Here is a 17203-nt window from a genome sequence, read left to right as displayed (position 1 = left end):
CCACGGGTTTAACCACCTCCCGCAACGCGCTGCGCCCCCAGGTAAAAATCCTGCAAATCCCCACGCACCGCCAGTTGCTCGGCGCTCCCTTCACTGACCACCCGCCCACTCTCCAACACATAACCATGGTGCGCATAGCGCAAGGCAACATTGATGTTCTGTTCGGCAATCAGGAAGCTCACACCTTCCTGCTGGTTGAGCTGGCGAACGATCTCGAAGATTTCCTCGACGATCTGCGGCGCCAGCCCCATCGAGGGCTCGTCCAGCAGGACCAGTTGCGGCGCGGCCATCAGCGCCCGGCCGATAGCGACCATCTGTTGCTCGCCGCCAGAGGTATAGCCCGCCAGGCTTTTGCGCCGCAGCTTCAGGCGCGGGAAGTGACTGTAGACCCGCTCCAGATCAGCCAGCAACTGGCGCCGTGGCACCTGCCGCGCCAGGGCCCCGGCCAACAGGTTTTCCTCCACGGTCAGCTGGCTGAAGCAATGCCGGCCTTCCAGCACCTGCACCAGACCGTCCGCAGCCAAGGTATGCGGCGCGCTACGGGTGATCTCCCGCCCCTGGTAGAAAATCCTTCCCCGCACTACCTCGCCTCGCTCGGCGCGCACCAGATTGGAGGCGGCCTTCAGCGTGGTGCTCTTGCCGGCGCCGTTGGCGCCCAATAGCACCACCACCTGGCCCTTATCCACCTTCAGCGAGACACTGCGTACCGCCAGGATCGCTTGTTCGTAGAGCACTTCAATGTCGTCGATCTGCAGGATCGGCACGTTCGTCGCCATGCTGTTTCGCCTTTTCCGGCAGCGACCGCAGGCAAGTGCCCCGGTCACCGCAACGCCTCAGGATTGCTTGCTGCAATCACGCGGGGTAATGCCCTTTTCCCGCGCGTACTGATGCGAAGACGCCTCGATGATCGGCCGCAGCAGCGCCCGGTCAGCCTGGACCCAGTCGCTGATCAGTTTCCACTGGCTGCCGTCCCATTGTTGGAAACGCACCGCGCCACCGCCTTCATGGTCCGAGCACGACAACTGCAACGGCTGCACCAGGCCCAATGCCCCCAGTTCCTTGAGCCGGGCGTCATCGAGCTTGAGGTTCTCGAAGCCCCAACGCACCTGCTCGCCGGTCAACGGCTGCTTACCGAATTTCTGCTGGGCAATGCGCAGCGCTTCGACGTTGAGGATGCCGTTGACCACGCCGAGGTTGTAATACACCGTGCCGAAACGCTTGGGATCGGCAAGGTCGCCCTGGCCGGCGTCGACCACTTTCTGCTTGATGCCCTGCAACACCGGGAAGTCGGTGCCCGACGGGTGTGTGGTAATCGCGATGAAACCCTTGGCCGCAGCGCCCGCCGGCGCAGCGTCGTCCTCAGAGTTGCTCCAGATATTGCCGATGATGTGGTCGGCCGGGAAGCCGACCTTCTGCGCGGTTTTCAACGCCACCGGATTCATCACGCCCCAACCGCGCAAGATCACCCAATCGGGCTTCTCGCGACGGATGTTCAGCCACTGCGATTGTTGCTCGTTGCCCGGATGCGGCACCTCCAGCAAGGTCAAGCTGAAACCGTACTTGTCGGCCAGGGTCTGCAAGACCTCGTTGGTTTCCTTGCCGTAGGGCGAGCCATGGTACAGGGTGACGATCTTCAGGCCCTTGAGTTTCTCCAGCCCTCCGGCGCGCTGGCCGATGTAATTGATGATCGCCGACACTTCGGAATAGGGGTTCAACTGCAACGGGAAAACGTAGGGGAACACGCTGCCATCAGTGGAATCGGTACGCCCGTGGTTGATGGTGATCAGCGGCAGCTTGTCGGCCGTCGAACGCTCCAGCGTCGCGTAGGCAATGCCCACCGACAGCGGGTTGGTGGCCGCCGCTGGCGCGCCATTCAAGCCTTTCTTCAGGCGTTCGTAGCACTCGACGCCCTTCTCCACCACGTACTCGGTTTCGCATTCGCTCCAGGTCAACTTGACGCCGTTCACGCCGCCGTTGGCGTTGACGTACTTGAGGTAGTCGATGAACCCACCGAAAAACCCAGTCCCGCCGGCGGCATAAGGACCGACGCGATAGCTTTGCAGCGGGAAGTACTGTTCATTGTCCGCTTGGGCCGTGACGGCCGCGACGGTGAGGCTCAGGGCCAACGCCAGGCGGCTGGCGAGAGATCGTTTGTGCATCGGATTTTCCTTGTGATGAAGCCAGTGATAAGTCAACGCAATGGAACGACAAACTCGTCGTCAGTAGCGCAACGGCCACAGCCGTGCGCGCTGGCGAAAACGCTGCCACAGGCGCGCCAGGCCCTCCGGTTCCTTGATCAGGAACAGGATGATCAGCGCGCCGAAGATCATTTTTTGCAGGTTCTCCACCTGGCCGGCATCCACCAGTGCGCCCGGCAGCAGCGCCACCAGGTTGGAGAGCAGCACAGGGAACAGGACGATGAATGCCGCGCCGAGGAAGTTGCCCAGCAGGCTGCCGAGCCCGCCGATAATGATGATGAACAGGATCTGGAAAGACCGATTGAGATCGAAGCCGTGGGGCTCCACGGTGCCCAGGTAAGCGAAGGCCCAGAGCGCCCCGGCCACGCCGAGGAAGAACCCGCTGATGGCAAATGCCAGCAGCTTGGTTTTCGCCAGCTCGATGCCGATCACCGCAGCGGCGGTGTCCATGTCGCGCACCGCCATCCAGTTGCGCCCCAACTCGCTGCGCACCAGGTTCTTGCCCAGCCAGAACAGCGCCACCACGATTGTCAGGGTCAATAGATAGCGCCCGGCCGGCGCATCCAGGTTCACGCCCAATACCTCCAGGGGCGGTGCACTGATGACGCCCGAGGCGCTGTGGTTGGAAAACCAACTGAAGCGGGTCAGTGCCCAGGTCACGAAGAACTGCGCCGCGAGGGTCGAGACAAGCAGATAGAAACCCTTGATCCGCAGGCTCGGCAGGCCGAACAGCACCGCCACCAAGGCGGCCGAAAACCCGCCCAGCGCAATGCTCAGCAGCAACGGCAAGCCCGGAACCCGCACCTCGAAGTTGTAAGTAGCAAAGGCCCCCACCGCCATGAACGCCGCGGAGCCCAGTGACAGTTGCCCGGCATAGCCGGTCAGCAAGTTGAGCCCCAGCCCGGCCAGGGACAGCACCAAAAACGGAATCAGAATCGCACTGAACCAATAATCGTTGCCCAGCCAGGGCACCACGACGAAGGCCACCAGCAGCAAAGCCGCGAGCCCATGGCGATCCTGGCGCAGGGCAAATACCCGACGATCCTGGGCATAGTGGGTGCTGAACTGACCTGTTTCTCGATAAAACATAGCGCTGCTCCCCTAGACTCGCTCGATGGCTCGTTCGCCAAACAACCCCGCCGGACGCACCAGCAAAAACAGCAGCGCCAGCACATAGGGAAACCAGTTCTCGATACCGCTGCCGATGAAGGGGCCGAGGTAAACTTCCGCCAGCTTCTCCGAGGCGCCGATGATCAAGCCGCCGACAATCGCCCCGCTGATCGAGGTAAAGCCGCCGATGATCAGCACCGGCAAGGCCTTGAGCACCACCAGCGACAGCGAAAACTGCACGCCCAGCCGCGCGCCCCAGAGCAGGCCCGCCACCAGGCCGACGAAACCCGCCACCGTCCAGACCACCACCCACACCCGCTGCAAACGAATGCCCACCGCCAACGCCGCCAATGGGTCGTCGGCCACCGCGCGCAAGGCCAGACCCAAGCGCGTCTTGTTGAACAGCCAGGACAACAGCAGCACCAGGGACGCCGCGGTCAGCGCGGCAAAAATGTCGAACTGCGACAGCAGCATCCCGCCCAACTCCAGCGGTTCGTCACTGATGCCCAGCTCCAGGCCATGCACCTGGGCGCCCCACAGCGCCTGGGCAAAACCTTCGATGACGTAGGAAAGCCCGAGGGTCGCCATGAACAGCGTGATCGGCGAGCGGTTGACCAAGGGGCGCAGCACCACCCGTTCCACCAGCACCGCCATCAAGGCCATGGCGGCCAGGCTGATGACGAACGCCAGCCAGAACGGCACGCCGCGTTCCAGCAGGCTGACGAAGGTCAGCGCCGAAAACAGCACCATCGCGCCCTGGGCGAAATTGAACACGCCCGAAGCCTTGTAGATCAGCACAAAACCAATGGCGACCAGGGCGTACATCACCCCGGCCAACAGTCCGCCTATCAACACTTCAAAGAAAAATTCCATACCTGTTCCTGTTCTGCGGACGCAACTCGCCTGCCCTTCCCGATGGGAAAGCCGCGAATAATGGGTATCAGTGGCGAGTGCCGAGGTACGCCGAAATGACCTCAGGGTCTTGCCGTACTGCTTCGGGCGATCCATCGCCGATCTTGCGACCGTAGTCGAGCACCACCACGTGGTCGCTGATGCCCATGACGACGCCGATGTCGTGTTCGATCAACACCACCGTGGTCCCCAGCTCACGGTTGATGTCGACGATGAAGCGGCTCATCTGCTGCTTCTCCTCGGCATTCATGCCGGCCATGGGTTCGTCCAGCAGCAACAGCCGAGGCTCGGCTGCCAGGGCGCGGGCCAGCTCCACGCGTTTCTGCAAACCGTAGGGCAGCTTGCCCACCGGCACGTCCCGCCACGGTTGCAGGTGCAAAAACTCGATCACCCGCTCGGCCGCTTCGCGCTGGCGGTCATCCTCGGCCCGGGCCCGGCCGACACCCAGGGCCTGCTCGATCCAGGTGCTGCGGCGCTTGAGGTTGCGGCCGGTGAGCACGTTGTCGAGCACGCTCATGCCCTTGAACAAGGCGATATTCTGAAACGTCCGGGCGATGCCCTGCACCGCGGCGTCGTGGGCGCGCTGCCGACGCCGCTCTTGCCGATCAAAGCGGATGCGCCCTTCCTGGGCCTGGTACACGCCGCTGATGACATTGAGCAGCGAACTCTTGCCGGCACCGTTGGGGCCGATCAGCGCACAGATCTCGCCACTGGCGACGCGAAAGCTGATGTCGGTGACCGCCTTGACGCCTTTGAATGACAGCGAAATATTCTCCAGTTCCAGCAGATGCGTAGTGGCCGTGCGGGTCATGGGGGCTTCCTCTCAGGCCAGTTGCGGCTGGTGCTCGGCCCAGTCATCGGGGATGTTTCTCACCGAGTGCGCCGGCGTTTCCCATTGGGCTGAATCGCTCCAATGGCGAACCCTGATGCCCAGGTTGTCGAAGAACGCCTGGGTCTCGGGCGACAAGGCATCGCCTACCAACAGCGGCGCCCGGGTCCGAGAGAACCCCAGTACATCGCGCAAAGGCCGCCGGACCAGCCAGTGCCCCAGGTATCGTTGCAACGGACCCGAAGGCGCTGCCAACGCCCAGTCCACCAGCCTGCGTGTCCAACTGCCCGGCAGGGGCAAGCGCTCCAGCGCATAGCCATGCAAACGCGTATAGGTTTCACGCGTTCCGGCCACCAGGGTCGGGCCCAGCTCCCGCCGGTCACGATCACGGGTGGCAAGGTTTTCCGGAAAATTCAGGCGAAACCCGGCGATCAGCCAAGGCGCCAGCAGATAGCGGGCCTGGCCTGCCGAGGCAAAAGCCCGGGCGGCCAGCGCTTCTTCCTGCCGTCCCAGTGCTTCGCGCTCCACCAGATGCTGACCCTCGCGCAACAGCTCGGCGTGGCTGAGCCGTTGCTCCTCGATGGCCTGGGCCTCCTCGCGATAAAAAACGAATGCCGTGTGCTGCGCTTGCCCTAGCAACGCCGGCTCATCCGCCGGGCGATGGGCGAGCAGCGCGGCGTAGTCCAGCGCGTCGACGAATGGCCCTGAAGCCGACAAGCCACGCCGGTCGAGATAGATCAGTACGCCGGGCGCGAGCTGCGCCGCGTGCAGGCGCTGGAGCTCTTCCAACCCTTCGACCAGGACAAAGTCTGGCTGCAACGCGGCCAGCAGTGGCAGCTGTTCAGCGCCAGGCTGTAGTGGGTCGAACAGGCTCGCCACGCCACCCAACCATTGCGCCGCCAATGCCGCCAGCAACGCCTGGGGCCTGGGCCGGCTGAGGATCGTCAGGGTCGCGCCCGCCGCAAAGCCGTGGGCCTGCAAACCTGCCGCCAGACGGCTGACCTCATCGGCCACCTGCGCCCAGGTCTGCACTTGCCAGATGCCCAGGTGCTTATGGCGCAACGCGACGTCCGCCCCATGCCACTGAGCCTGATGCCGCAGCCACTGGGGCAAGCTGACCGGCGCCGCGCCGGGTGTGTCGTTGAACGAGCCCATACTGCCTCCCGCGACTAGGCGACCGCCGCCGTTTTCGCCGCTGCTTTGCGCTGCTCCAGCTCACGCACCAGCGGCAGGACCTTGCGGCCGAAGTACTCGACTTCCTCCTGGAAGTGCAGGAACCCTGCGAGTATCAGATCGACGCCAACCGCCTTGAGCGCGACGATCCGCTCGGCGATCTGCTGCGGCGTGCCGATCAGGTTGGTCTTGAAGCCATCGTTGTACTGCACCAGGTCCTCGAAGCTGGACTTGGCCCAGTTGCCCTCGCCTTCCGGGCTGGATTTGCCGGCCTGCTTTGCCGCATCGCCGAAGGCATTCACCGCTTCGGGATCGGCCTGGTCGATGATCTGCGCGAGCACGGCCCGGGCCTCTTCCTCGGTATCGCGGGCAATGACAAAGGCGTTCAGCCCGACCTTGACCTTGTGCTGGTTGGCCGCGGCTTTCGCCTGGATGTCATCGATCTGGGCCTTGACGCCTTCCACGGTGTTGCCATTGGTGAAATACCAGTCGGACACCCGGGCCGCCATGTCACGGGCGGCACGCGAACTGCCGCCCTGGAAGATTTCCGGGTGCTGCTGCAAGGGTTTTGGCTTGAGGGTGTAGTCGTGAAAGCGGTAGAAGTCGCCACGGAAGGTGAAGTTGTCGGTGGTCCAGATACCCTTGAGGGCGGTGATGAATTCTTCGGAACGGCGATAGCGTTCATCGTGTTCCAGCCAGGGTTCGCCAATCGCGGTGAACTCGCCCTTGAACCAGCCGGACACGATGTTTACCGCGACGCGTCCGCCCGTCAACTGGTCGATGGTCGCGATCTGCTTGGCCAGCACCGAAGGCGTCCACGGTCCTGGCAGCACCGCTGCGATCACCTTCAGGCGGGTGGTGGCGGCCAGCAAGGCGTGACTGAAAGCCACCGACTCATGCTGGTATTCCGCACCATAACCGGCGGTGAAGCGCACCTGGGACAGGGCGTAATCGAAGCCGGCCTCTTCAGCGATCTGGGCCAGCTTGCGGTTGTAGTCGATGCCCCAGTCGGTGCGTTGCTCGATCTTGCTGACCACCAGCCCACCGCTGACGTTGGGCACCCAGTAGGCAAACTTGATTGTGTCCTGGCTCATTGCATGTACTCCACGGCTCATTGAAAGAAAGCGATTGATCAGGCAGCGCTGGCGTTGCGCCGGGCATCCGGCACCAGGCTCAGCAACGCCGATTCGACAGCGCGCTCGATGCGCTCCAGCACCAACGGGCTGGAGATTCGGTAATGGGTGAAGTCGGTTTCCGAGGCATAGACCCCGACCGGCAGGCTGAGGGCCTGGAAGAACCCGAACAGTGGCCGCAACTGGTGATCGATGATCAGCGCATGGCGATCGGAGCCTCCCGTCGCGGCCAACAGCACCGGCACGTTCTTCAGGGCTTCGTGATGAACGAAGTCGAACAGGTGCTTGAACAGGCCGGTGTACGACGCCCGATAGACTGGGCTGGCGGCAATCAGCAGATCGGCGTCTTCAATCGCTTGCAGGTGTTCCTGCACAGCCTCGGGCAACGCCTCACGACGCAACACCCCGGCGAATTGGGGTCCGACCTCGGCCAACTCGATCAGGCGCACCTCGATTGGCAACTGCTGCTCGAGCCTTTCTACCAGCGCCTTGAGCAGGACCAGGGTGCGCGACGGTTGCTGCACGCTGCCTGACACCGCCACCACTTTGAATTGCTTGCTCATCGTCTGCCCCCTGTCGGTAGACGCCACTTCAGCGTCCGCAAAGGGTGTAGAGCAGCAACCGTGCCATGTAGATATTTCATTAAATATCAATGGGTTATTGAATAACCTCGATTTTTTTCATTGTCGCCAGCCAGACAAGCTGTTGGGGCACTGTTGCGTGGCCAACAGCGGGCGTTTCGGTGATCCGGGCGGCTGCTGTTGCCCGGCAAACAGCGGTGCAACACATTGCCCGTAGGACGACAGGTTCTTCGCCGGCCTACGCCCTGCAAGCCCCGGATCTACAGGCGTTACAGGTCGGGCATGGACTGTGCAATGCCCCTTGGCACCGGCAGCTTCAACACTGCCCATCTCTTGATCAGAAGAAGTCATCATCAGAAGGAACATCGCCATGACCGCACAGCAACAACATCTGCCGCCGATCCCGTCCACCGGGACAGACTACGAGGCCTTGGCCGAACGATTCCGACCGATCTTCGCCCGCATCCAGGCCGGCGCCCAGGAGCGCGAGCAAACCCGCAGCCTGCCCTTCGAACAGGTCAAATGGCTAAAGGAAGCGGGCTTTGGCGCCGTGCGCGTACCGGTGGAATACGGCGGCGCCGGAGCGTCACTGACGCAGCTCTTGCAACTGCTGATCGAACTGGCCGAAGCCGACTCCAACCTGCCCCAGGCCCTGCGCGGGCACTTCGCTTTCGTCGAAGATCGTCTCAATGCCCACGCCACCAGCCCACAGGACGTCTGGTTCCAGCGCTTCGTCGCCGGTGAACTGGCGGGCAATGCCTGGACTGAAATCGGCGCGGTGAAAATTGGCGATGTCGGGACCCGGGTGTCCCGCCAAGGCGATCAATGGGTGGTCAACGGCACCAAGTACTACAGCACCGGCAGTATCTTCGCCGACTGGATCGACCTGTATGCCCAACGTGACGACAACGGCGTCGACGTAATTGCCGCAGTCAACGTGCATCAGTCCGGGGTCAAGCTCAGCGATGACTGGGATGGGTTCGGACAGCGCACCACCGGCAGCGGCACCTCGGTGTTCGAAAACGCAGTGGTCGAGGCCGAGAACCTCATCGACTTTTCCACGCGCTTCAAATACCAGACCGCGTTCTACCAGCTGGTGCTGCTGGCCGTGCTGACCGGCGCCGGTCGCGCTGCGGTCCACGACTTCACCGAGCAGGTGCGCAAGCGTACCCGAGTCTTCAGCACCGGCAACGCCAGCGAAGTCAGCCAGGACGTACAGGTGCAACAAGTGATCGGCCGGGCCTCGGCCCAGGTCTACGCGGCCGAGGCCACCACGCTGCGCGCCGCCAGCGCCTCGCAACGTGCCTATGAAAGCCGTTTCAGCCGCAATGCCGAGACCGAACACACCGCCAACATCGCCGCGGAACTTGCATCGGCCCAGGCCCAGGTGGTCATCAGCGACCTGGTACTGCGTGCCACCAGCGACCTGTTCAACGCCCTCGGTGCCTCGGCCACCAGCACCAGCAAGACCCTCGATCGCCACTGGCGCAACGCCCGCACCGCGGCTTCCCACAATCCATTGATTTACAAGGAGCGGATCATTGGCGACTGGGAAATCAATGGCACCGAGCCGCCGTATGTGTGGCAGATCGGTGGGGGATCGAAACAAAGCTGAAGCCCCCGTGGCGAGGGAGCTTGCTCCCGCTGGGCCGGGCTGGCGCTCCAGCGCGCAGCGGCCCCGTTTTTTGGGTCTGCTGCGCAGCCCAGCGGGAGCAAGTTCCCTCGCCACAAGGGCGGTCAGGCGTTGGCTTGCGTCAGGGGCAGCTCGGCGAGTTGAGGGTAATGCATGGTCAGCACCGCCCACCTCAACCGTTCGACGCCAGGCACGACACCGGGTGTTCGAGGCGCCAGTGCCTTGATAGGCTGCATGCTCCATGGACCTGGGCACCCGGCAATGAAAACTCACGCAGCGCTTATCCTGATGTTCACCGTACTGTGCGTCCCCGTACACGCCGCGAGCTGGCAGATATGCCGGTTGGACGTGCAGATCGTCGACGTCCTGAAACAACCGTATCCACAGTTGCAGGGGCGGATCCTCAAGATCACGCCGACATCCCCCACCACCCAATGTCCGCAGCAAGGCTCGACGATCACCTTCACTCCGGAAACCACCGACTACCAGAACACCCTCCCGCGCCGGCAATGGCCCGGCAAAGGCCAGACAGTGCAGATCCACTACCGGTATCTGGATGGGATTTGTAAAGGGGATGGAAACGAGCATCCGTGTCGTATCGAACACTACCCGATGGCGGGACGCTAAAGCGGGCCCTGCCCCAATAACTCGGTGATCCATCGCGCCTGCCGGGCGACTTCCTGGAGTTTCTCCTCGGGCACTGCCTGTCGTGCCCGAGCGAAACTGGACAGGGTCTTCTGCTTCTGGCGCAGCAGGCGTTGCCATTTGCTCAGGAACGTTGGGCTACGTGCCTGCATTTGCAAAGGGCCGAAGTACAGTTCCCGGGCACTGTACGCCACCGGCCCGGCGCGCTCGGCGACGATGATCTCGTAGTAGAAGCGGTTTTCCCGCAGTACTTCCTCGTCGAGGATGCGGTAGCCGTTGTTCATCAGCCAATGGCGCAACGGTTGTTCGCCGCCGTTGGGTTGCAGGATCAGGCGCTCCTCGCCGCTCAAGCGCGCCTTGCCACTGTCGAGGATGTCACGGATCGTCTCGCCGCCCATGCCGCAAAGGCTGATGGCGGTGATCCGGTCGCCCGGCTCGATGGCCTCCAGGCCATTGGCCAGGCGCACGTTGATCTGCTGGCCCAGGCCGCTCTCGCGCACGGTGCGCTCGGCGGCATGGAACGGCGTCAAGGCCACCTCACCGGCCACCGCCCAAGCGATGGCGCCACGACGCAGCAGCGCCACCGGCAGGTAGGCGTGATCCGAGCCGATATCGGCCAATCGCGCCGCCGCCGGCATGTGCGCCGCCACGCGCTCCAGGCGTAGGGACAATGTCTGATCGTTCAACAGCGGTACCTATCACTCAATCGTAAAACGGCTCGACCAGCGTCCGGCTGCCGACAAAGAAACTGTCCGCGACCAACCGCAACGGTTGCAGGTCCAGGTCGCTGGCCTTGTCGGCAATCAGCTGCTGGAAGTGGCGGTACACCGCGGCATATTCGCCTTCATGCGACACCTCCTGGCGCACGCCGTCGATACGCAGCAGCGCGCCACCGTTATCCAGGCGCAAGGTGCCTTCAGTGCAGCGAATCTCGATGCTCCACAGTTCATCATGACCGTGGTCGAAATCGAACTCCGCGCGAACGTCGAGGCGATGGGCGTCAGACATCTTGATGCTGGCGGCAATCGGCGACTGGCAGTTGCTGGGCACGCGCAATTCAGCGGCCTCGACAAACAGCGGCAGCGCCAGCAGGTGAGTGACAATCGACAAGGCATTGATGCCAGGATCGAACACCCCCAGGCCGCCGGGTTGCCAGATCCACGCCTGGCCGGGATGCCACTTGCGTACATCTTCTTTCCATTCGATCTTCACGCCTTGCAAGGCGCGGCCCGCCAGCCAATCGCGGGCGGCCTCGATCCCTGGGGCGTAACGCGAATGCCAGGCGAACAGGCCGCTGACGCCCTGCTCACGCACTTGATCGACCAGGGCCTGCGCCTCACCCAGAGTGGCGCACGGCGGTTTTTCCACCAGCACGTGTTTGCCGGCGGCCAGTGCCTGCTGCACCAATGCGTATCGGCCCTGGGGCGGTGTGCAAAAGGCTATCGCATCGACCTGTGGGCCGTTTTCCAGCAGTTCGCCCAGGGATTTGAAGTTCTCCACCCCGGCGCAAGGCTGGCCTTGGGTAGCCACCGCCACCAATTGGAATGCCGGGTTGGCCTGGATAGCGGGAACATGTTGATCCTGAGCGATCTTGCCGTAGCCCACCAGAGCGAGACGAATCGGTTGCATCACTGACTCCTGATTGCTTTTGTACTTATGATGGGGCAGCAAACTAGACGGAAATCGGCCGGCGGACAATGGGGTTGTCAGACATCTGCTGGATTATTGTCAGGCCCGCCCCCTGCCCTCAAGCCGGCCGGGGCGCCGTCACAACGTTGGCAAGCCTGCCGAAGAACGGTTCCAGGCGTTCCCGTGGTGCGTCGTGTTCCACCACCAGGGTGGTGACTTCTTCACACGAAGCGACTTGATAGTGAGCCACGCTGGACAGCTTTTCATTGGTCACGGCCGCTACCACCTGCCCGCTTGCCGCGACCACCGCGCGTTTGAACTCGGCGTCATCCAGGCCAAAAGCGGTGACACCGTTATCCGGGTCGATGGCGCAGGTGCCGAGAAAGCACAGGTCGACATTGAACTGGCGCAACTGCTGAACCGCCGTCAGCCCGATCACCCCCCCGGAGGTCGAGTTCAGGCGTCCGCCCAATAAAATCACCTCGGCAGCCGGAAGCTTCATCAACTCCACCGCAATCAATGGCGAATTGGTGATGAGGGTCAAGGTCAGTTGCGGATCGACGGCGCAGGCAATCGCCAGGTTGGTCGAGCCGGCGTCGATGAACACCCGCTGACCCGCTCGTAGCAACGAAGCAGCCGCTTGCCCGAGGCTGCTCTTGCGAACCGGGTCCTGGCGTACCCGAACATCTATCGGCCTCTCGGCCGCCGGCAACAGGATCGCACCACCGTAGACACGCTTGCACACCCCCGCCGCCGCCAAAGCGCCGAGGTCGCGACGGATCGAGTGCTCAGACACGTTGAATTCGCTGGCAAGGTCAGCGGCAATCACCCGGCCATACCGGGCAAGACGTTCGCTGATCAGTTGCTGGCGTTCACCGGGAAACGCTTCGTGGGCTGAAGTCATACACTATAAACCTGCATAAACGAGCATCAATGCTCACAATCGAGCAAATATGCCGTTTCCACAATGGAGCGTCAAATTCCCTTGGCAAAAAAAAGCCCCGCGACCGAATACGGTGCGGGGCAAGGGAATTGGTTGGTTGCGGCCAACCAAAGGAGCACGGGGAAAACGGTTACGGGCCGGTCAGATGCAGTCCTGTGCGGCACGCTCGAAACTCGATGGCAGCAGGTTCGAGGCCAGCAGGTGGCGCTCGTAGATGAACACCTTGCCACCGCTGCCGGCCTTGTAGGCTTCCAGCACGTTGTCGGCCGAGACCTTGCTGGGCACCACGATCCGATAGCTGCGCTGGTTCTGGGAAACGGTCGGGTTCAAGGCACTGCCCTGCAGTTTCGGCACCACGCACTCCGCGTATTCGGCGGGCGTCTTGCTGGTTTGCAGGGTCAGGGTCGGGTCGTTCGGTACGGAGGCACAACCGGCAAGCCACAACGAGGCACAGGCCATGGACAGCAAAAATAAAGCGCGCATCGGCGTCATCCTGGAAATAAAAGGCTTGGCTCGTCCGGCGAGGGATTGGAGCGGCTTGTTCAATGGAGGCGATTTTCCCTTCAATCGCGACAAAGCAGAACTTGCGTTTCGTGATGGTGACTATTACTTCTAGCAATAGTTGAACGCCGTCGAGGCGAATACCCATAAGGACAAGAGGCTTGCCATGAGAACGTTTGACCTGATCCGCGATGCAGTCCTGTCCGATTTCCGGGAGCGGGTGGCCGATTATCTGGTTCAGTACGAGGCCGTGCTCCTGGCAAAAGAGGCGCCTGACCTGGAACTCAAGCGCGCCACCGCCAATCAGTTGCGCGGGTATCTGCGGGGGCTGAATACCACGCGGGTGTTGGGCATGGCGGAGTGGGAGGAGTTGGATCGGCGGGTGGTCAATACCTGGCTCGGTGAGTAGGTTGCTTCGCAGCTCAGCGGCACTTTTAACATTGATGCAAGCTGAACCACCGCTTTCGCGGGCAAGCCCGCTCCCACAGGGGGATCTGTGGTGGACAAAGAAATGTGGCCAGGACTGGACCCTTGTGGGAGCGGGCTTGCTCGCGAAAGCGGTGGGTCAGCTTGCCGAAGTGTTGAATGTACCGCCGCCTCGCGAGCAGGCTCGCTCCCACAGGGGTTTTGTGGCGAACACGGGTATGGGAACGCCGCGATCAAAACTGTGGGAGCGAGCCTGCTCGCGAGGCGGCCTGGGCTCTTTGCACCAATCTCCCTACCCACTCGGCATCCTGCTCATTGACCAGCGCATAACGGTCCGGCGGGTAAAACATCCAATGATGAGCAACCTCGACCAGGCGCCTGAGTTCTTCGGCGGACAGCCAATATCCCGTGTCCTCCACGGGAATCAGCGGCCCGTCGAACCGTCGGCCCAGTGAAAGATGAGTGCCGGGGGCAAAGGCAATCGCCAGTTCTTCGCGAGGTAGAAGCTGCTTGTCCCGCGCTGGCATCTGCCCCTCCCGAGCATAGGAAAAGTTGCCCGCAAATTCTTCCTTGAGCGCCAGCCACTGCCCCGCCGCTGTCCTGGCCAGGACCCATTGCGACACGCCGCTGCCTTGCACAGATACCAGCTTACCGTCGACCCATTGCATCAGGGTGTTGCAGTCCGGGTCGAAGTCGTTGGACCACAGGTTGAAACCCGAGACCAGGGTATGACGCTCAAGCTCGGCCAACCCTTGTCCGGGCATCGACTGCCAGTAGCGCTTGGTGGGGTCGTGTTTGTCCCGCAGGAAGTTACGCAGCGCCCAAGCCGTGGTGAACAGCAACATCGCAACCACCAGCCAGCCATCGGAATCACCGACGATGCGATCCACGTCCAGCTCAGGGGCGAACAGCGCTTGGTAGAGCAACACCCCAAGCAACCAGGCGATGGGCGGCAGCATCGGGCCGAAGCACAGCGGCGCCATCAGCACCACCAGCCAGCTGAAACTGTGCATGGCCGCATGTTCGCGGGCCCAGGCCTGTTCCTGGGGGAACATTGGCGCCTGTTCGCGCACACCGATGGCCGGATCGGGGGTCTGGAAACGCATGTACCTTGCGTAGATGTCATCGCTCATGGATCGAACAGGCTCTTGAATAAACGGTAGAGGCGTTCTTTACGCCGGAACCGGCGTATTATCCGGATAACCAGGCGTTCTGTAGAGCCACGTTATGCCAACTTCCCAGATTCGCCCGACACCCGCGCCATTGCTCAAGCCAGGCGAGACCGTCGTGCTGTTCGACGGCGTGTGCAAGCTGTGCAACGGCTGGGCACAGTTCCTGATTCGCCATGATCGCGCCCACAGCGTCCGGTTGGCCGCCGTACAGTCACCCGAGGGGCAGGCGCTGTTGGCCTGGGCAGGTTTACCCCTGGATCATTTCGACACGATGGCGGTGGTTCGCGACCATCACTTCTGGGTGCGTTCGGATGCAGTGTTCGAAGTCGTTGCCCTGCTGCCTCGCCGCTGGCGCCCCGTGAGACTGCTGAGCTACCTGCCCCGCAGGTTTCGAGACTGGGCTTATGATCGCATAGCGCTGAACCGCTATCGGCTCTTTGGCAAATACGACACCTGCCTGCTGCCTCATCCTGATCACGAACGGCGCTTCCTCAAGGCCACGACGATGTGAAGAACAAGCCGGGCTGATTATTCGTCAGCTCAGCACCAGACCGGCCCATTGCCACGGGGTCATCTTCGTCACCATGATCATCACGATCACGAACATCCCGGAAAATCCGCAGACACCCATCCAGAACCATTTGCGGTACACCGGCAGGTAGCGCTCATCAAGTCCCTGCCCCGCTTCGACCGCCGTTGAAGCCAGCCCATGCAGACGCTTCTGCAACACCAGGACCGGCAGCCAGAGCAGACCCACACACAGGAAGATGACCAACGCGGTCGTGACCCATGCGGTGGTCAGGGCGAGCCCGGTCAGTTTCAGCAGCAGGTAGCCCGTTATGATCTGGATGAAGCCGGCCGGCGTGGTGATCCAGGTGTCGTAACGGACCACCATCCGCGCCACATGCGCAATCACCTGGGGATTGCGTGTGCGGCTGGCGGCGATCAGGTACAGGTACGAGCCCATGCCGAAACCGAACAGAAAGATGGCGGCGATGACGTGCAGGTACTTCAGGCCAAGATAGAGCATGCTCAGCCCTGCTCGTCGCAGAAGCGCACGGACAGGCTCAGGTTTTGCGAATCATCGATGGCGGCCAGGTATTCGTCGACGCTGATTTCGCCTACGCACGCCCGGGCACCGGGTTCAGGCACGTAGCCCCGGGCCATTTTCGCGGCCAGGGCCACGGCGGCGCAGCTGGGGATTTCCGGGCCCTTGTCGTTCAGCGCTGTGAGCTGCGCACTCATCGACAGTGGTCTGGCGTCGACGCCGATGCCGTGGACATCGATGTACATCGCGCTTTTGCCATCGCCAAAGCGTTCGAACCAGAGTCCCCAGCGGTGAAGCCTGGCGGCCCAAGGCAGATGATCGGTAATCAAGCCGATGCGCATCGCCTGGGCCAGCAGATAGTTGGCGACGCCGCCCAGCTTCAACCCGGCGCCGGCCTGGAAGCGTAACGTATGGGCGCCGTAGCGGCTGGCGAAGATGTCCAGGTCCGGCACATCGACGTTGGCTAACACGCGTCTACCCAGGCCCGGCATTTTGCGCAGCGTCAGGTCCTGCCAGCCCAGGACCTCATGCACCCGGCCATCCTTGAGTTGCTTGATCGGCTTGCCGGCGTAGGCCAGGACGCCTTCGACGGTGGACAGGCCCGGCATCTTCGCCGATGAGGTAATGCCGTGTTCGATCGAGTCGATGCGCTGGAAGCGATGCCGCTGCTGGTCGATGATCGCCGCCGACAGCGTCGGCACCGAACTGCAACCGCTGAGGATCGCCACGCCCGCCTGTCTGGCCTGGGCATCGAGGGCGTCAATGCCGGTGACGAAGGCCCTGCTGTCCGACAGGTCGCAGTAGTGCACGCCCGCGGCGATACAACTCTCGGCTACGGCATAGGACTGGCCCTGGAACGGGCCGCCGGTGTGGACGACCAGTTGGATGTTCATCGACGCCAGAGCGGACTCGAACCCCGGCCCCATGGCGTCGCCGCACCAACTTTCGCAGGTCGTGCCGGATTGGCTTTTCAATTCATCGACCTTGCGTTGCAACTTGCCGGGGTCGCGACCCGAGATCACCAGCTCCACGCCTGGCATCACTGCCAGATGGCGGCAAACGATGCTGCCGAAATTGCCGTAGCCGCCTATTACCAACACCCTGAAAGCCATTTTCAGTTCTTCCTTAACCACCAACTTTGTGACCAGTACTCTACCACTGCCAAAACAGGCGCCCCGCGATGCAGGTGAGCTACACAGACCTCTGTGGGAGCGGGCTTGCTCGCGAAAGCGGAGTATCAGGCAATATAAATTTCGACTGTTGCCCCGTC

The 17203-nt window shown here is 62.5% G+C and carries 21 protein-coding genes; 5 read left to right on the top strand and 16 right to left on the bottom strand.

The window, feature by feature from the left end; translation table 11 throughout:
- Positions 1–8 precede the first annotated feature (8 nt).
- The 8 genes from RGM2987_RS06330 to msuE form a co-directional block, all read right to left on the bottom strand.
- The gene (locus tag RGM2987_RS06330) at positions 9–776 is read right to left on the bottom strand and encodes an ABC transporter ATP-binding protein (protein ID WP_245139260.1); all 768 of its coding nucleotides are present in this window, start codon (positions 774–776) and stop codon (positions 9–11) included.
- A 57-nt stretch (positions 777–833) separates the two neighbouring features.
- Positions 834–2159 (bottom strand): ABC transporter substrate-binding protein, encoded by a 1326-nt coding sequence (locus RGM2987_RS06325; protein WP_245139259.1) that lies wholly within the window; start codon positions 2157–2159, stop codon positions 834–836.
- Positions 2160–2219: 60 nt separating this feature from the next.
- Positions 2220–3287 (bottom strand): branched-chain amino acid ABC transporter permease, encoded by a 1068-nt coding sequence (locus RGM2987_RS06320; protein ID WP_245139258.1) that lies wholly within the window; start codon positions 3285–3287, stop codon positions 2220–2222.
- 12 nt (positions 3288–3299) lie between these two features.
- Positions 3300–4181 carry a branched-chain amino acid ABC transporter permease gene (locus tag RGM2987_RS06315; RefSeq protein WP_245139257.1) on the bottom strand — a complete coding sequence of 294 codons (882 nt, stop codon included), beginning with the start codon at positions 4179–4181 and terminating at the stop codon, positions 3300–3302.
- A 67-nt stretch (positions 4182–4248) separates the two neighbouring features.
- Positions 4249–5031 (bottom strand): ABC transporter ATP-binding protein, encoded by a 783-nt coding sequence (locus RGM2987_RS06310; RefSeq protein WP_245139256.1) that lies wholly within the window; start codon positions 5029–5031, stop codon positions 4249–4251.
- A gap of 12 nt (positions 5032–5043) precedes the next feature.
- A complete protein-coding gene (locus RGM2987_RS06305; RefSeq protein WP_245139255.1) occupies positions 5044–6204 on the bottom strand; it encodes an AMP-binding protein in 1161 nt (386 codons plus the stop codon).
- Positions 6205–6218: 14 nt separating this feature from the next.
- Positions 6219–7316, bottom strand: coding sequence for a dimethylsulfone monooxygenase SfnG (gene sfnG, locus RGM2987_RS06300; RefSeq protein WP_245139254.1), 1098 nt, complete (start codon positions 7314–7316; stop codon positions 6219–6221).
- A 38-nt stretch (positions 7317–7354) separates the two neighbouring features.
- On the bottom strand, positions 7355–7918 hold the full coding sequence (gene msuE, locus RGM2987_RS06295; protein ID WP_245139253.1) for an FMN reductase: 564 nt from the start codon (positions 7916–7918) through the stop codon (positions 7355–7357).
- Between the two features lie 388 nt (positions 7919–8306).
- Here msuE and RGM2987_RS06290 point away from each other — a divergent pair, with 388 nt between their 5' ends.
- Complete coding sequence (locus RGM2987_RS06290) at positions 8307–9551, top strand: acyl-CoA dehydrogenase family protein (RefSeq protein WP_245139252.1); 1245 nt, start codon at positions 8307–8309, stop codon at positions 9549–9551.
- 122 nt (positions 9552–9673) lie between these two features.
- Here the strand turns inward: RGM2987_RS06290 and RGM2987_RS27525 are convergent, their stop codons facing one another.
- On the bottom strand, positions 9674–9805 hold the full coding sequence (locus tag RGM2987_RS27525; RefSeq protein WP_280639847.1) for a hypothetical protein: 132 nt from the start codon (positions 9803–9805) through the stop codon (positions 9674–9676).
- A gap of 25 nt (positions 9806–9830) precedes the next feature.
- On the opposite strand from RGM2987_RS27525, the gene RGM2987_RS06285 reads away from it, so the two are divergent.
- The gene (locus tag RGM2987_RS06285) at positions 9831–10196 is read left to right on the top strand and encodes a hypothetical protein (protein WP_245139251.1); all 366 of its coding nucleotides are present in this window, start codon (positions 9831–9833) and stop codon (positions 10194–10196) included.
- On the opposite strand, the gene RGM2987_RS06280 is transcribed toward RGM2987_RS06285, so the two are convergent.
- From RGM2987_RS06280 to RGM2987_RS06265, 4 genes are all read right to left on the bottom strand, one after another.
- Complete coding sequence (locus RGM2987_RS06280) at positions 10193–10900, bottom strand: class I SAM-dependent methyltransferase (RefSeq protein WP_245139250.1); 708 nt, start codon at positions 10898–10900, stop codon at positions 10193–10195. The two genes, RGM2987_RS06285 and RGM2987_RS06280, sit on opposite strands and share 4 nt — an antisense overlap.
- Before the next feature lie 16 nt (positions 10901–10916).
- Positions 10917–11843, bottom strand: a complete 927-nt coding sequence (locus RGM2987_RS06275) for a Gfo/Idh/MocA family oxidoreductase (protein WP_245139249.1) — start codon at positions 11841–11843, stop codon at positions 10917–10919.
- Positions 11844–11961: 118 nt separating this feature from the next.
- Complete coding sequence (locus tag RGM2987_RS06270; protein WP_245139248.1) at positions 11962–12747, bottom strand: DeoR/GlpR family DNA-binding transcription regulator; 786 nt, start codon at positions 12745–12747, stop codon at positions 11962–11964.
- Between the two features lie 180 nt (positions 12748–12927).
- On the bottom strand, positions 12928–13269 hold the full coding sequence (locus tag RGM2987_RS06265; RefSeq protein ID WP_245139247.1) for a hypothetical protein: 342 nt from the start codon (positions 13267–13269) through the stop codon (positions 12928–12930).
- Here RGM2987_RS06265 and RGM2987_RS06260 point away from each other — a divergent pair.
- Positions 13244–13402, top strand: coding sequence for a hypothetical protein (locus RGM2987_RS06260; RefSeq protein WP_245139246.1), 159 nt, complete (start codon positions 13244–13246; stop codon positions 13400–13402). The genes RGM2987_RS06265 and RGM2987_RS06260 overlap by 26 nt on opposite strands.
- Before the next feature lie 51 nt (positions 13403–13453).
- On the top strand, positions 13454–13696 hold the full coding sequence (locus RGM2987_RS06255) for a hypothetical protein (protein WP_245139245.1): 243 nt from the start codon (positions 13454–13456) through the stop codon (positions 13694–13696).
- A 250-nt stretch (positions 13697–13946) separates the two neighbouring features.
- On the opposite strand, the gene RGM2987_RS06250 is transcribed toward RGM2987_RS06255, so the two are convergent.
- Positions 13947–14846, bottom strand: coding sequence for a hypothetical protein (locus tag RGM2987_RS06250; RefSeq protein ID WP_245139244.1), 900 nt, complete (start codon positions 14844–14846; stop codon positions 13947–13949).
- A 94-nt stretch (positions 14847–14940) separates the two neighbouring features.
- Here RGM2987_RS06250 and RGM2987_RS06245 point away from each other — a divergent pair, with 94 nt between their 5' ends.
- Complete coding sequence (locus RGM2987_RS06245; protein WP_245139243.1) at positions 14941–15396, top strand: thiol-disulfide oxidoreductase DCC family protein; 456 nt, start codon at positions 14941–14943, stop codon at positions 15394–15396.
- A gap of 24 nt (positions 15397–15420) precedes the next feature.
- Here the strand turns inward: RGM2987_RS06245 and RGM2987_RS06240 are convergent, their stop codons facing one another.
- The gene (locus RGM2987_RS06240; RefSeq protein ID WP_245139242.1) at positions 15421–15915 is read right to left on the bottom strand and encodes a DUF2269 domain-containing protein; all 495 of its coding nucleotides are present in this window, start codon (positions 15913–15915) and stop codon (positions 15421–15423) included.
- 2 nt (positions 15916–15917) lie between these two features.
- Complete coding sequence (locus RGM2987_RS06235) at positions 15918–17045, bottom strand: saccharopine dehydrogenase NADP-binding domain-containing protein (RefSeq protein WP_245139241.1); 1128 nt, start codon at positions 17043–17045, stop codon at positions 15918–15920.
- Between the last annotated feature and the right edge of the window lie 158 nt (positions 17046–17203).

This window comes from Pseudomonas sp. RGM2987 (assembly GCF_022952855.1).
Lineage (GTDB): Bacteria > Pseudomonadota > Gammaproteobacteria > Pseudomonadales > Pseudomonadaceae > Aquipseudomonas.
The sequence above is the reverse complement of the archived record's forward strand: the minus strand, read 5'-3'. Positions and strand labels throughout refer to the sequence as shown.